Here is a 15,538-nt window from a genome sequence, read left to right on the forward strand (position 1 = left end):
ATTCTCTATTCTTATGCAGTTGTGTTATTGACGACAGGCTCTTTTCTAAACACACCCATGCATCCTGCGATGAGGATTAATACAGCTGGAAGGATAAAGAACATAGAAATAGAAATAATACCACCAACAGCAGATACTAATAATAAAATCCCGCCAAGCTTTGCTTTTTTCTTCACGATAACAGATGCCACAATAGCAAGAATAGAGAAAAGCATCGCTGCCCAGCCTAATCCTGTGATTTGACTCGTACCTGATTCACTAAATGCGGCATCGAGCCCTCCAAAGGCAATGGCAAACATTGCACCGAAAAACCCAAAAATTCCTCCAATTAAGCCTAAAACAAATTCCGTTGTTCTTTTCATGATACTTTCCTCCGATATGTAAATAAGAATTATTGGTACTTAAGAACCAACACAATCTTACTCATCGGCATTCTTTTCACAATGTTAATAGTTTTGTTAAAAAAAACAAGAAAATCCATAAAGAATTTTCTTGTCCAATTACTGGGCTCTCTCCCAGGTAATCTTTGTTTCATTTGTTGTTTTCTTTCCTTTTGCCAGTACTTTTCCGTTTTCCTGTTTCACGGTAATGTTTAGGTCATAAAAGGAGTAGAGGGCGCCGAGGCTGTCATTTTCCGGTTTATGCAGGTTGTTTTCCTTTTCAGTGGATGCACCAATAGCTAGTGTTTTGGCAAAGTTCAAACCAATGACTTCAGCGTAATCACTATTGGTCTCAGATGAAGCTGTCACGTTTAAGGAAATGACTTTTTTCTTTTGATCAACGGTGATTGTTGTGTCTTTTACGAGCTTAGACTGCTCCATGACCTCTTTCGTTTCATTTTGAATGCGTTGATTAATCGTTGGAAGTGCCGTAGATTCTGTTTTTTCTTCTTTTGCAGTATTTGAGCAAGCTGCTAGGATAGAGAAGGTTGCAACAAGACTCATGAAAACAAGTAGACTTTTTCTCACGTTCTTTCTCCTTTGTTCTTCAAAGTATGTATGCTTATGTTACCACGAATCGATGTTTTGATTAAAAGAGAAGTGTTGATAAGCTGTGAACAATCAAAAGCACCCAAAGGTGGGTGCTCATGTTTTATTGTGCTGAAAGGGTTGTACTAAGTGGGATAGACGAAATGACTGTGAATTTTGGAGCCGGAGCACCAGATTCTAGATTTTTGCGTAAAAGAGATGATTTGACGGTGCCGTCCCATTTTTTATAGACACTTCCAGATGTATTTGCACGGAGCTGTACATTAGAGAAACTTGCTTGCGAGTAGCTGTTTGTTCCATTATCTTGTACGCCGTGTACCATTTTGACGACATCGAGGTCTTTCAGACGACTAGGGTTGAAAACAGGCTGTTTATAACGCAGTTTCCCGTTGACGTATAGTGACACTGTGCCATCACCATTGTTGATGAGTTTTAAGTTGACACGTGCACCATCTTTAATACTTGAATCGTATTCGCTGTTCCAATATTGACTGCCGCCTTGGGAGCCGGTGCCCAGGAAGACCTTATAGCCAGAAGATGTTTTTGAAATCCCGCTTTCAACAACGGCAGAACCGAGACCAAGATACCAGTCGGCATAGCCATTTTTAATAGTGGCTGTTTTTGGCAGCACAATATCAGCCGAGATACCTGACCATTTGGCTTCATCCGTTTGTGTCACGATGGCGCCGTGACGAGGACCAGCCGCAGAGGCAGGAATACTTGAAAGCATCAAAACGAAGATCAAACTTACACTCAAAACGATGAACCACTTTTTCATGAAAATACCTCCTTATCTTTGATTCATTTCTATTATATAAAACGAAAGGGAGGGATCTACTGACAATGTTCTGGCTGTTTTTGGTGAAATTTATGAACAAAATCGGTCATTAAGTGGTCAACTTGTATTCGAATTGTAATGTGACTGTAAAATAACTGGGTGCATCTTCATGTATAATAGGGTCAGAAACCAAATACGGAGGATTTTTTAATGAATAAAAAGCTTATCGCGACAATCGTAACAGTAGCTAGTTTATTTTTAGCGTTTAGTTTCTCACATGGAGCAAGTGCAAAAAAAGTAAGCGGCAATATTACATGGTATAATGGTGTCGGTAAAAAAGGCGCAGATGGAAAAAAACTCGGTCATTGGGATGCAGCAACAAAAATGGGATTTGACGTACCGAAAAAAGGTACAAAACTAAGAGTGACAACAAAAGCGAAACCACATAAAGTGATTACAGTATATAAATATGATGTAGGTAGAATGCCAAACGCAGTATTAGACGTAAGTCCGAAAGCATTCAAAGCACTTGGGTATAAAACAAGTAAAGGTGTCGTCAAAGGGCATTACACTTATTAATACATAGGCATGCAAAGAAGCGGGAAAAGTTCATTTTCTGGCTTCTTTTCTTGTGGAGAGGGTCTGAAAGTCAATGAAAAAATCAACATGGTGGATCATCACAGTAATTGGAGTCGCAGTGATTGCGGCCGTCATCTTCTTCATGATGAAGCCAGGGCAAGAGGCAAAACATGCAGGAAAAGTGAAAACAAATAAAGATGCAAAAGACGAATTGCTTGTTTCATTTACGGATCAAAAGTTAAACAATACTTATTACTTGCATGACAAGGCGCTTCATACAGAGAAACTGACAGCATATCCTTCAATTGCTTATGATCAGGCGAAACAGCTTTTATACTACACGTATACAGATGAAGACACACAAAAAGTAAGTATACGAGAATTGAATGTGAAAACGGATAAAGAAAAAACGCTCTTTACGAGTGACGATTCAATCGACAGTATGAGACTTTCTGGTGACGGAAAACAGTTATATTTAAGGTATAACAAGGATTCAGGTGAGCAATTTTATGTAGCATCTTTTGATTTGAAAACACAGAAAGTGAAAGTGTTATATCCAGAAAAAAGTGATGATGATACGGTGAGTTCTTTTGCTTATGATCCAGCATCAAATCTGTTGGCCATTCAGCATTATTCGTTAAAAGAGGATTATAAAAAGACGGATGAGGCAAATGAAAAAGGAATGGATCCTGAACCAACGACCATGAAGCTTACCCTTCAAACAGGTGAGAAGGGTAAGCGAATTGCACGTATTTCTCAAACCATCAATGATATTTCTTTTTCACCAGATCATAAAAAACTCATTTATACAGAAGTGAAGGTTCGAAATGAAAAAGAAGTATCATCTATTAAGGTGATGGATGTAGATACAGGAAAAACAAAGACACTTGTTAAAAACAGCCAAGATGTGCGTATTTTAAGTGCTGCCCAGCCGCAATTTTCTGCGGATGGTACATCTGTTTATTTCTTAGGTGTTGCAAAGAACGCAAAGGAATTAAAGGATGACACAGGACGAAAGGCGAAGGTCAGAACCATTTTTGAATATGATATTAAGAAGAAAACAGTAGAAACCGCTTGGGAGAAAGAAGGCGGGATTGTTAACAATTTCACTGTCAATCGGTAAAAGGTGCGCGTTCAGTTATTTCATATAACTGGACGTTTTTTTATTTTGTCATGGGATGTGTCGGTGAAAAATGCGGTTTGTGAAATGAACATCACTTTTTAAGCAAGGAAATGAGTGGTATTTTGATATTTTGCTACTGTGACAGAATCAGCGTAAGAGAGTAAAGTAAGTGGAAATAAAAAAACGAGAGGACAGAAGACTTCTCGTTTTCTCTTATTTATTGTTTTCATCTAGTAAGTTCTGAAAAATAAACAAGGCATTAATGGAATGAGGGAATCCTACAACCTTTGTACAGTGCTTAATGATCTCCATAATCTCTATAACAGAGAGCCCGATATGTAATGCTTGTACAAAATGAGCTTTTAACTCTTCATCACAATCACCTTTTGCAATGAGAGCCGATAATGTGCTGATGGTCTTCTGTTTTTCATCTAATATGAAGTGATTGAATTCTTTTTGTTCACCGAGTTCAATTGTTAGTTGTTCAATGTTTGATCGAATGCTCTCGTTTTCATGAATTGAAAGCTTCTCCCTGTTACCTGCCACTGTTTCTTGCTTGACCTGGCAAGTCTCTTTTTCTTCATTCAAATTGAACTCCTCCGTTTTTTATGACGATTTTCTATTTGTTCGTGCTTGGTTTCTTAAGTGCCTTTTGATAGAGGTAATGGGTATATAGTAGTATTATCGGTTTACTTCGTCAACTTTTTAAGTGTGGAATGTTCAAAAAAATGCCATTCATGCGATACATTGTTCGTTTTTTCTCATGGAGATTGAAAAGAAAATAGAGGGCTAATATATAGAAGCTGTTAGCCCTTTTCATATTACGCAATTAAGAGAGAGGAGGTTTCATATTTACTAAATGATATCCATCGGCCGCATCATGTCATAATCCTCGTGTTCTAAAATGTGACAATGCCACACATATCGTCCGCTATATGGGACAAACCGAGCGATGATGCGAATGACTTCACCGGCATGCGCCTGAATTGTATCCTTGTAGCCTTGTTCATGCAAAGGAGGCGCTTCATTTGGTCCTGTATACACGATTTCACCTGTTGATTGATAGATGTCTGTATCGAATGGTCTTCTATCAATCACTCTGAATTGAACAAGATGTAAATGAATAGGGTGTGTGCCCCTTGTTGGGTTGACAATGTTCCATACCTCTACACTGCCAAGTCGAGGATTTTCCGTGACAGGATCATTCCAAAACCGGTTATCTAGTAATAAAATCGGGCGCCCATATTTATCTTGTGTGCCAGTAAGCGTTAGCGTTCGCTCGTTATCAGCTCGGCTCGGTCGGAGCGGTGGAAGTGGTTTGAAGATCGGACGTAATGTTTTAGCTGCTCTTCCTTTGAGCGGACGAGTGACTTTAAACTGCATAATGTTCGCATCTGTTTCTGGATTGACATCCTGACCGCAGCCTGCCGTATTTTTTAAAACAATTGTTTTGTTTTCGTAAGCTGAGAAGTCGATGATGACATCAAAACGTTCAGCAGGTGCAATGCTAAAAGATTGGTGATGAACAGGTCTTGGCAAAAAGCCGCCATCAGATCCAATTTGTAAGATTGTGGCGTCGTTATCTAGATGAAGCTCGTAAGTTCTTGTATTGGATGCGTTTAAGATACGAAAACGATATTTTCGAGGCTCTACTTCTAAATATGGCCATACTTTTCCATTGACTAAAATCGTTTCCCCGCAAAAAAATGGCACGATGGAGGGATCTGGAAGATCACTATCTTCTGGTGTGTTATTTGGTCTACTTGGATAAAACAGTGCGCCATCCTCCTGGAATGTCCGGTCCATGATCATTAAAGGGATATCATATTCATCTTTCGGTAATTCGAGTGATTTTTCAAACGCATCTGAGATCAAATAAAAGCCAGCTAATCCGGCGTATACATTTAATCGTGTTAATGCCATGGCATGATCGTGATACCACAATGTGCATGCTTGCTGGTGATTAGGGTATTCGTAAACCTCTCGTTCAAAGAAGGGGCCGGTCGCTTCAAAGTCTCGCGAAAACCAAGCCTCCGGATAACCGTCACTGCTTGCAGGTGTCACGCCCCCATGCAGGTGAACGACTGTTTTGACTTCGGGTTCATCATGATGTCCAGCGTGAATGGTATGATCGACAGGCAGGAAGTGTTTCAGCGGCAATTTGTTCATCCATTTCACTTTGACCTTTTCATTTCGATTCGCTTTAATGGTTGGACCCGGCAAACTGCCATTATAGGTCCATAGCTTGGTTGGGGGCAGATCTCTATGAACTTTTAGGAACACCTCCTCCATAGCGATTTCATAATACGTTTGTCTTGGGTTTTTTTTGACGGGCTCTGCGACTTCTGGAATTGGCAGCTCGTCAACAAACTTTTCTAGGTTCATGTTGACTAATCCTCACTTAAAATCAATTTGATACATTATAAGTGCGGACATCCAAATAGGTGAATAAAATAAAAAAACCCGCTTTTCAGCGGGAGAATTAAGGGTGTTTATTTTCAAGCGCTGCACTTGCAGGCACTTTTTTATTCGGTTTAAAGATGAAGTAGGCGGCTAGTACACCGATGGTAATGATGCTTGTCAGTATGAGCTGAGGTCTCATCGATTCGATAAACAGCATAGAGGCCAAGATGGCGCAGATGACCAAAATGGTAAAGTACGTAAGGTATGGGAACAGCCACATTTTGATTTTGAGTTGTTCTGGATTTTCTTTTTCAATTTTACGACGCATTCTTAATTGTGAAACGGCAATGACCAAGTAGACAAGAAGTGCAATGGCACCAGAGGCATTGACTAGAAATAGAAAGATGGTTTCAGGGTAAAAGTAGTTCATCATGACGGCAATATAGGAAAAGAAGGTACCTGCGACTGTCGCTGCTACAGGGACACCGCGTTTGCTGATTTTCATAAAACGTTTTGGTGCTTCGCCTCTTTCAGCTAATGAATAAAGCATTCTGGACGTTGTGTATAGGCCGGAGTTTAAACAAGAAAGAACGGCTGTTAAAACAATGACGTTCATGACTTGAGCGGCTGATGGGACACCGATGTATTCTAATACTGCAACGAACGGACTTGTTAAAATATTCGCTGAATTCCATGGGAGTAACGTGACAACGACGGCGATCGACCCGACGTAGAAAACAATAATACGCCATACAACTGAACGGGTAGCTGTTGTCACAGATTTGACCGGGTCTGCTGATTCACCTGCGGCAATTGCCACAATCTCGGTTCCCATGAAGGAAAAGATGACAACGACAATCCCGAGGAGTACAGAGCCGAATCCGTTTGGAAGGAAACCGCCATTCCCCGTTAAATTGGCAAGACCTGCAGTATGATGACCGCCAAAACCAAAGATAAATGCAAAACCAATGAGTAGGAATAGAATAATGCTGACGACTTTAATCAATGAAAACCAATATTCAAATTCGCCAAAAGATTTAACAGAAAAGATATTTGTCAAAGTTAAGAGGATTGTGAGGATAAGACTTGTGAGCCAAACAGGTGCATCTCCATACCAATATTGAATAATGGCAGCACCGGCAATGGCTTCAATGGCGATCACGATGACCCAGAAGAACCAGTAAAGCCAGCCGATTGTAAATCCGGCCCACGGGCCGATGGCGTCACTCGCATATTGTGAGAAAGAGCCGCTTGTCGGATAGGCACATGCCATTTCTCCAAGCATTCTCATAATAAAGATGACCAGAAGTCCGGCAAATGAATAGGAAAGAATCGATCCAGGCCCTGCAGAATGAATGACAGCACCACTACCAACAAATAGCCCTGCCCCAATGACCCCGGCAATGGAGATCATTGAAATATGTCTTGTCTTAAGGTTTTTTTGAAGACCGTTTGTCATGTTGGACATTTCTTTACCTCCAAACATTTCTCTTTTATTTGAGAGTTTGTTTTTAGAATATTTTAAATTTTATCATACTGAATTGTCATTCAGCATTGGACAGGTTATCAAACTGACATTTCAAACCTCTTAACATGATGTTAAAAAGTATAAAGGATTTGAGAGATTATGTTCCCTCATTTTCCTCTGCCCATTCTTAAAAATAGCATAAGAAGGAAGAAAGAAAAGTTGTGTTTTGAAATAAAACTATTCTGACAATTAGATAGTAGAGTCATTTTGTTCTTTTTCATTTTTCGGGGTGGTTTTGAAAAACATTGATGGGAGTAGGTCTTGAGGTCAATTGACCTTATAAAAATAAGTTTGCTTAGGTCAACACATTTCTATGTCTCCTATTTTGCTGATTCAAGCGAATCATGTTGCTGTAGACCCACACGGGCTTGGCTTTGTAAGATAAATATAGAAAAGTAATGTGTGAGGAGGCGCTGTTCGGTATGGAGCGCTACAACGAATTAAGACAAGGTGAAACAGGTGCTTGGGTCAGCATTATAGCCTATGTGATCTTATCTGCTGTCAAACTGATCATTGGGTATGTGTTTCATTCAGAAGCCCTTTCCGCAGATGGCTTGAATAATACGACTGATATCATTGCTTCGCTGGCCGTATTAACTGGGCTGCGTATTTCTCAGAAGCCACCTGATGAGGATCATCCATACGGTCATTTTAGAGCTGAAAATATTGCGTCACTTGTGGCTTCCTTTATTATGATGCTTGTCGGGCTTCAGGTTTTGCTTAGTGCAGGCCAGTCGCTTTTCTCATCAGAGCATCAAACGCCTGATATGATTGCAGCTTGGACGGCAGCAGGAAGTGCTGTTGTGATGTATGGCGTGTATATGTATAACCGTAAACTGTCTAAACGAATTAATAGCCAGGCGCTATATGCGGTAGCGGCTGATAATAAATCAGATGCTTATGTGAGTATCGGGACGTTTGTCGGAATTATCGCCTCTCAATTTCAGCTGGCGTGGGTTGATACGCTTGCTGCGTTTGTGATTGGCTTAATTATCTGTAAAACAGCGTGGGAGATTTTCAGAGATGCGTCTCATTCGTTAACGGACGGTTTTCATATAAAAGATATGTCTAAATATAAAGAGACGATTGAAGCGACACCAGGAGTGGGCGATTTGAAAGACATTAAAGCTCGTTACCTTGGAAGCACCGTCCATGTGGATGTGGTCGTTGAAGTAGAACCGCATTTAAACATCGCAGAAAGCCATGATATTGCAGATGAAATTGAACGCAGAATGAAGCAGGAACATGATATTTTACACTCTCATGTTCATATGGAACCAGCAAGTGAGCCTAAAGAGGAGCAGAAGTCTTTTCCATCGTGAGAAGGCTTCTTTTTTCTACGTGTTGATGTTTCATGCAAATGTGTGTTGTATGGTAAAGTTAGACTATATGAAAATTGACGGAAACGTGATAGGAGGATCAGGATGGCATTTGATGAACCGATGCATTCAGATTTACAAAAAATCGTAGATAACATCAATAAAGTGATGGTGGGGAAAAAAGATATTGCGATATTAAGCCTTGTTGCGATTTTGGCGAAAGGGCATGTGCTATTAGAGGATGTGCCTGGCGTTGGGAAGACCATGATGGTTCGTGCTCTGGCAAAATCCATTGGGTGTGAGTTTAAGCGAATCCAATTTACGCCTGACCTTTTGCCTTCAGATGTAACAGGTGTGTCGATTTATAATAAAAAGACAAACGAGTTTGAATTTAGACAAGGACCGATTATGGGGCAGATTATTTTGGCTGATGAAATCAACCGAACCTCTCCTAAAACACAATCAGCCCTTCTTGAAGCGATGGAAGAAGGCAGTGTCACAGTGGACGGAGAAACGATGCCGCTGGCAGATCCTTTCTTTGTGATGGCTACGCAAAATCCAGTGGAGTATGAGGGGACCTATCCACTTCCAGAGGCGCAAATGGACCGTTTCTTGTTCAAGCTGCAGATGGGGTATCCAACCATGCTGGAGGAGCTTGAGGTGCTGAATTTGCAGGAGAAACAATCGCCAATTGACACGCTTCAGGCAGTCATGACAAAAGATCATATCCATGCTTTGCAGCAAGCGGTTCAGACCGTACATGTGGATGCATCGATTAAAGAATATATTGTCGAAATCGCCCAAGCGACGCGAAATCATCCGTCTGTCTATTTAGGCGTGAGCCCAAGGGGTTCAATTGCATTGATGAAAGCGGCTCAGGCGTATGCGCTGTTGAACAGGCGGGATTATGTGATTCCTGATGATGTACAGTATTTGGCGCCTTACACATTGCCGCATCGCATGATTTTGACATCAGAAGCAACATATGAAGGGAAGAAGGCGGAGACACTGTTGCGACAGATGATTGAGCATATTGGCGTACCAGTTCAAAAGTCGATGACTCAATGAAGTCAACTGACCGTTTCGCTTTTTCACTATGGTTACGGGTGTTTATGCTCCTTCTCCTTACAGCAGCAGCCTTTTGCTATGCCATGTTTCAGGGCGGCTTTGTGAGCTGGTTCCTTTTTTATGCATTTTCACCATATGCTTTGTATGCTTTGTTGTTTGCCCTTGTTCCACTTCGTGCAACAGCCAAAAGGACATTACAGCATACCCGGTTAAAGGCAGGGGATGTGCTGTCTGTTGACCTTGAAATCAAGCGGACGAATTTATTTCCGTACGTGTACGTCATACTTGAGGATGACCCGCCGGATACCTTCCATTTACAGGAACAGATTGAAATGAAGCGAATGATCTTTCCTTGGTTTCGGAAAACGTGGCGATTTTCATATCAATTCAATGACATCGTGCGGGGAGAGCATCAATTGACGGCGGTTAGAATTAAAACGGGTGATATGTTTGGGTTTGTTGAAAAAGAAGTGATTCTTCCATTAGAGAAAACATTGCTTGTGTATCCGAAAATGTTGAATATTCCTGTAGAATCTGCTGCATCGGTGAATGAAAATGGAGGCAAAGCGGTGCACTCTTGGTTAAATGAACCGACAAATGTGACGACAGGCGTGCGTGAATACCAGCAAGGAGATCGTTTCGCTTGGGTGGACTGGAAGACAACAGCTAGAAGAGGTCAGCTTATGACGAAGGAGTTTGAACAGAATCAGACAAAGGATCTGGTGGTGTTTGCTGATTTTACAGATGAAGCCGCTTTTGAAACGATTGTGTCTATGGCTGCGTCTGTTCTGCAAACGGCTGTGAAAAAAGGGGTGCCGGTAGGCCTTGTCCCGCTTGGGGATCAGCACTTATTTCGAGTGGATCAAGGAGAGTGGCATTTACAGGACATGCTCTACTATTTAACAAAGGTGCAGTATAAGCCTTCTCGTGCACCTGATTATCAATCATTAACAGCGAGTGAGCACCAGCAGACAGGAAAGTATGTGGTGACAGGTCATCTGCAAGAAGAGCTTGCTACCATTTTACTTGGGAATCGAAACAGAAAGAACATCACCGTTCTTTTAGTGAAGAGAGCCGTTGATCGATTGACGGCAAAAGAAAAACAGCTTGTGGACCGGTTTAAAGCTTCTGGGATACACACGACCCTTTTATTTGAGGACCGGCTGCACGAAAGAACTGTGAGGTGACAAACATTTATGCTGCATATGCATCAGCGGCAAAGCCGTTTTGAGTTGTTCATCTATTATGCTGTCGCATTTCTGCTGCTTTGGGAGTGGCTTCGTCCGCTTCAAGATTTTACAGAGACGAGTCATACGTCTTATTTCATCATTTTTATAGGGCTTACGTGTTTGTTTACGTTCTTTCGATTGAAGTGGTATGTGACGTTTCCTATTTGTGCTGGATTGATCTTGCTCGCATTATACTTGATTTTTTATCAATCAGAGCCAAGTTATCTGCCTGCGCTGTTTGCTGATATTCAAGATAATATTTCTTTGATGAGCATGGGCATGTGGAGTGACATGTATCCGTCTTTCCGCACATTGTTGTTTTATATTTTGCTTTGGCTACTTGTTTATTTGCTTTATTATTGGGTTGTGTATCAGCAGCGTATCTTTTTCTTTTTACTGATGACGATTGTATATGTCACGATTCTTGATACGTTTACACCTTATGATGCGACTTTTGCGATCGTTCGAATTATGGTATTTGGCTTTTGTTTGCTTGGCCTGCTCTATTTCGACCGGCTTCGTTCGGCTGAAGGTGTGCGGGTGTCACAGAAAGCGCGTCTCAATTGGTTCTTACCCATGCTGGCGCTTGTTCTTGTATCAGCATCACTCGGTGCTTCTTTGCCAAAATCTGATCCGAAATGGCCTGACCCTGTCCCGTTTTTTAAAGCGGTCACGAATCAAGATGGTTCCACCGGGCAGAATAAGGTGGGATATAGTACGGATGATTCGTCGCTTGGGGGACCGTTTAGTGAGGACCGTACACCGGTATTTAAATGGAGCGGAAAAGAACCGTCTTATTTTCGTGTAGAAACAAAAAGTATTTACACGGGGAAAGGCTGGGAGGATGCTTCAAATGATACGAAACCTACTCGGTTAAAAGGGAATGAAGTGCCGAACCAGTGGTTTACCAATCGCGTGAAAACAGAGGAGCATGAAACGAGAGTCGATATGGAATCAAATTATCGATTTAATCATGCTGTTTATCCGATTGGTACGGTTATGCTGACGCCGATGGAAAACATTCCACTGCAAATGATGGGCAAAACGGAGAAAATTGTCCCGTCTACTCAAAACCCGCCCAAAAATTTAGGGAACTATCGAGTCAGCTTCTTATCACCTACATTTATCCTAGAGGATTTACAGCGGATCAAAGTACCGACCAAGCAGCAAGTGAACCAGCAGGTCGGACGTGAATACTTGCAGCTCCCATCCTCGCTGCCAGAGCGTGTGAAAACATTGGCGAACAGCTTAACGGAAACGAAGGATAATATGTATGATAAAGCAAAAGCGATTGAGGATTATTTAGGATCTGCGAAGTTTTCATATGAAACCCAAAATGTCGCTGTGCCTGGGCGTGACGAAGACTATGTGGATCAGTTCTTATTTGATACGATGATTGGCTATTGTGATAACTTTTCAACCTCGATGATTGTCATGCTTCGCTCGATTGGAATTCCGGCGAGATGGGTGAAAGGGTACACGTCAGGTCAGTTATATGAAACACAGATGGATGGAAACAATGTGTATGAAGTGACCAATAACAATGCGCATTCATGGGTAGAGGTGTATTTTCCAAACCGTGGCTGGGTGACTTTTGAACCGACAAAAGGGTTCACGAACCCAGAGACATTTACGAATGAAACCACGGCTAACAACGACCAAACAGATGATCAACAGGATGAAAAAGATCAGCCCGCATCTGATCAACAAGAAAACGAGCAGACACAACAGCCGCAGCAACAAGAACCAGAACAGGCGGCAAAACAAGAGGAACAAGCAACTAAAGCAAAGCCAAGTATGGTTCATGTTGGTTCAATCTTGGGCTACGCAGCAGGTGTAATTGTCTTTCTTGGATTTATAGGCTGGATGCTTTACCGGTTCAGAGCAAGATGGCTGCCAATCTTTATTGTGAGAAAGGTAAAACGTCTGCCAGATGAGGAAGCTTTTTTCTACGCATATGCTGCTTTATTAAAACAGCTAAAGCGCAGAGGGATCGAGAAAAAGCCAGGCATGACGCTAAGAGAATTTGCTTCTTTGATCGATGACAAGGAAGGGAATCATCACATGTCTGAACTAACGCAGTTCTATGAGCGGGCGCTCTATCGACAAGAAGTTGCGTCGGCGCTTTGGCGGCAGTCGGTGAAGTTATGGGAAAATTTAATAAACAGGAGATAGTCTTGACCCCGTACCTTCCTGTTGTTAGAATAGGTGAATATTAAAACCTTCTAAAATACATGAAATTGAAGCGTTCGGATGTGAGTCTGGGCGCTTCAAAAGCGTGATTTACACTGAGAGCAGGTTTTCTCCTCTCATTTTTTCTGTGCGTTTATAAAAACTATATTGGACATAGAGGTGACACCATGACAAATTTAGTAAATGAAATGATTTTGGTTCTCGATTTCGGTAGTCAGTACAATCAGCTGATCACTCGCCGTATTCGTGAATTTGGTGTGTACAGTGAGCTTCATCCGCACACTTTAACTGCTGAAGAAATTAAAGAAATGGCGCCGAAAGGAATCATCCTTTCTGGTGGACCAAACAGTGTATATGATGAAGGATCTTTCCGTTGTGACGAAAAGATTTTTGATCTAGGCATTCCAGTTCTAGGCATTTGCTACGGCATGCAGCTGATGACTCACTATTTAGGTGGGAAAGTAGAAGCGGCAAGCCAGCGTGAATATGGAAAAGCAGACATTCATATTAACGGAACACCTGCTTTATTCAAAGACCTTCCAACGGATCAAGTCGTTTGGATGAGCCATGGTGACCTTGTCGTTGAAGTACCAGAAGGCTTTACAGTTGATGCAACAAGTGCACATTGTCCAAACTCAGCGATGAGCTTAGCTGAGAAGAATTTCTATGGCGTTCAGTTCCACCCAGAGGTACGTCACTCTGAGTACGGAAATGATCTATTGAAGAACTTTGTCTTCGGCGTATGTGAGTGCGATGGCAAATGGTCAATGGAGAACTTCATTGAAATCGAAATGCAGAAAATCCGTGAAACAGTAGGCGACAAACAAGTATTGTGCGCACTAAGCGGCGGTGTAGATTCATCTGTTGTGGCTGTATTGATCCACAAAGCCATCGGCGATCAGCTGACATGTATTTTCGTTGACCACGGTCTTCTTCGCAAAGGCGAAGCAGAAGGGGTTATGAAAACATTTAGCGAAGGTTTCAACATGAACGTGATTAAAGTAGATGCGAAAGATCGCTTCTTAAACAAGCTAAAAGGTGTGTCTGATCCTGAGCAAAAACGTAAAATCATCGGTAACGAATTCATTTATGTATTCGATGACGAATCGGACAAGCTTAAAGGAATCGACTACTTAGCACAAGGAACACTTTACACAGACATCATTGAGAGTGGAACAGCAACGGCACAAACAATCAAATCTCACCACAACGTTGGCGGTCTTCCAGAAGACATGCAGTTTGAATTGATTGAGCCACTCAATACACTATTCAAGGATGAAGTTCGTGCTCTAGGGTCAGAGCTAGGTATTCCAGACGACATCGTATGGAGACAGCCATTCCCAGGTCCAGGACTAGGAATCCGTGTACTAGGTGAAATTTCTGAAGAAAAATTAGAAATCGTCCGTGAATCGGATGCGATTCTACGAGAAGAAATTGCCAACTTCGGCCTTGAGCGCGACATCTGGCAATACTTCACAGTCCTCCCAGACATCCGCAGCGTAGGTGTCATGGGTGACGCAAGAACATACGATTACACAATCGGCATCCGTGCTGTTACGTCTATTGACGGTATGACGAGTGACTGGGCAAGAATCCCTTGGGATGTACTTGAAAAGATCTCGACTCGTATCGTGAATGAAGTGAAGCATGTGAACCGCGTGGTGTATGATATTACGAGTAAACCGCCTGCTACGATTGAGTGGGAATAGTTATAATAGAGCTAGAAACCTTTGTGTATCAAGGGTTTCTAGCTCTTTTTTATGTTTAATTGCAGCACTTTTTCCTTCCATTTTATTGTATGAATTCATCATTCCATCCCTTACACACATCAATCCATTGTGTATAACTGGAGTGTTTTTCTAGTTGTTTGATTGTGAGTTCAATAGCACTGTTACTGCTGCCGCAGGCTGGATAGACTGTCTCAAAACGTTTGAGTGACATATCTAAATAAACAGAAACGCCATTCTTTATAGCAAAAGGACATACTCCGCCAATTTCATGACCGACCAAGTCAACGACCTCTTGAGGAGGCAGCATTTTCGCTTTTGTTTTAAAATATTCCTTGAATTTTTTGTTATCAACTTTTGCATCGCCAGAGGTCACAACTAAAATAGCTTGTCCATTTACTAAAAAGGAGAGTGTTTTTGCGATTCTTTCAGGTTCGCAGCCCAATGCAGAAGCAGCCAAGTCTACGGTTGCACTAGATACTGAAAATTCCTGAATTCGAGTATCCATCTCATATTGTTTAAAATAATCTTTTACTTTCTTGATTGACATGATGATGTCTCCTTTTTATTCGTATTGATTTGACATTTTCTTGATTTAAAAA

At 41.6% G+C, this 15,538-nt stretch carries 14 protein-coding genes; 7 read left to right on the plus strand and 7 right to left on the minus strand.

The genetic code is table 11. The features are described from left to right. Positions 1–11: 11 nt before the first annotated feature. The 3 genes from M2353_RS03010 to M2353_RS03020 all read right to left on the minus strand — a co-directional run bounded on the left by M2353_RS03010 (position 12) and on the right by M2353_RS03020 (position 1,767). Positions 12–362, minus strand: coding sequence for a DUF4064 domain-containing protein (locus M2353_RS03010; protein ID WP_178929651.1), 351 nt, complete (start codon positions 360–362; stop codon positions 12–14). 138 nt (positions 363–500) lie between these two features. Then, positions 501–968 carry a hypothetical protein gene (locus M2353_RS03015; RefSeq protein ID WP_008344358.1) on the minus strand — a complete coding sequence of 156 codons (468 nt, stop codon included), beginning with the start codon at positions 966–968 and terminating at the stop codon, positions 501–503. Positions 969–1,092: 124 nt separating this feature from the next. Beyond that, positions 1,093–1,767, minus strand: a complete 675-nt coding sequence (locus tag M2353_RS03020) for a hypothetical protein (RefSeq protein WP_039170029.1) — start codon at positions 1,765–1,767, stop codon at positions 1,093–1,095. 210 nt (positions 1,768–1,977) lie between these two features. On the opposite strand from M2353_RS03020, the gene M2353_RS03025 reads away from it, so the two are divergent. Together M2353_RS03025 and M2353_RS03030 are read left to right on the plus strand one after the other, a co-directional pair. Further along, the gene (locus M2353_RS03025; protein WP_003213878.1) at positions 1,978–2,346 is read left to right on the plus strand and encodes an RlpA-like double-psi beta-barrel domain-containing protein; all 369 of its coding nucleotides are present in this window, start codon (positions 1,978–1,980) and stop codon (positions 2,344–2,346) included. 73 nt (positions 2,347–2,419) lie between these two features. After that, positions 2,420–3,469 carry a TolB-like translocation protein gene (locus M2353_RS03030; protein WP_284724918.1) on the plus strand — a complete coding sequence of 350 codons (1,050 nt, stop codon included), beginning with the start codon at positions 2,420–2,422 and terminating at the stop codon, positions 3,467–3,469. A gap of 213 nt (positions 3,470–3,682) precedes the next feature. On the opposite strand, the gene M2353_RS03035 is transcribed toward M2353_RS03030, so the two are convergent. The 3 genes from M2353_RS03035 to gabP all read right to left on the minus strand — a co-directional run bounded on the left by M2353_RS03035 (position 3,683) and on the right by gabP (position 7,340). Then, positions 3,683–4,057 (minus strand): carboxymuconolactone decarboxylase family protein, encoded by a 375-nt coding sequence (locus M2353_RS03035; RefSeq protein ID WP_168948585.1) that lies wholly within the window; start codon positions 4,055–4,057, stop codon positions 3,683–3,685. A gap of 267 nt (positions 4,058–4,324) precedes the next feature. Next, positions 4,325–5,854: a multicopper oxidase family protein gene (locus M2353_RS03040; RefSeq protein WP_072367833.1), complete on the minus strand. Its 1,530-nt coding sequence runs from the start codon at positions 5,852–5,854 to the stop codon at positions 4,325–4,327. Positions 5,855–5,951: 97 nt separating this feature from the next. Beyond that, complete coding sequence (gene gabP, locus M2353_RS03045; RefSeq protein WP_024719380.1) at positions 5,952–7,340, minus strand: GABA permease; 1,389 nt, start codon at positions 7,338–7,340, stop codon at positions 5,952–5,954. A gap of 482 nt (positions 7,341–7,822) precedes the next feature. Between gabP and M2353_RS03050 the strand changes: the two genes are divergently transcribed. The 5 genes from M2353_RS03050 (at position 7,823) to guaA (ending at position 14,918) form a co-directional block, all read left to right on the plus strand. Further along, positions 7,823–8,722: a cation diffusion facilitator family transporter gene (locus tag M2353_RS03050; protein WP_284724919.1), complete on the plus strand. Its 900-nt coding sequence runs from the start codon at positions 7,823–7,825 to the stop codon at positions 8,720–8,722. A gap of 102 nt (positions 8,723–8,824) precedes the next feature. Beyond that, positions 8,825–9,787 (plus strand): AAA family ATPase, encoded by a 963-nt coding sequence (locus M2353_RS03055; protein ID WP_017366721.1) that lies wholly within the window; start codon positions 8,825–8,827, stop codon positions 9,785–9,787. After that, on the plus strand, positions 9,784–10,974 hold the full coding sequence (locus M2353_RS03060) for a DUF58 domain-containing protein (protein WP_284724920.1): 1,191 nt from the start codon (positions 9,784–9,786) through the stop codon (positions 10,972–10,974). Before M2353_RS03055 ends, M2353_RS03060 begins: the two co-directional genes overlap by 4 nt. Positions 10,975–10,983: 9 nt before the next feature. Continuing rightward, positions 10,984–13,191, plus strand: coding sequence for a transglutaminase TgpA family protein (locus M2353_RS03065; protein ID WP_284724921.1), 2,208 nt, complete (start codon positions 10,984–10,986; stop codon positions 13,189–13,191). 185 nt (positions 13,192–13,376) lie between these two features. Further along, positions 13,377–14,918: a glutamine-hydrolyzing GMP synthase gene (gene guaA, locus M2353_RS03070; protein WP_017366723.1), complete on the plus strand. Its 1,542-nt coding sequence runs from the start codon at positions 13,377–13,379 to the stop codon at positions 14,916–14,918. Positions 14,919–15,000: 82 nt separating this feature from the next. Here the strand turns inward: guaA and M2353_RS03075 are convergent, their stop codons facing one another. Then, positions 15,001–15,486, minus strand: coding sequence for a YbaK/EbsC family protein (locus M2353_RS03075; protein ID WP_284724922.1), 486 nt, complete (start codon positions 15,484–15,486; stop codon positions 15,001–15,003). Between the last annotated feature and the right edge of the window lie 52 nt (positions 15,487–15,538).

The organism is Bacillus aerius, from assembly GCF_029894105.1.
Classification (GTDB): domain Bacteria; phylum Bacillota; class Bacilli; order Bacillales; family Bacillaceae; genus Bacillus; species Bacillus altitudinis.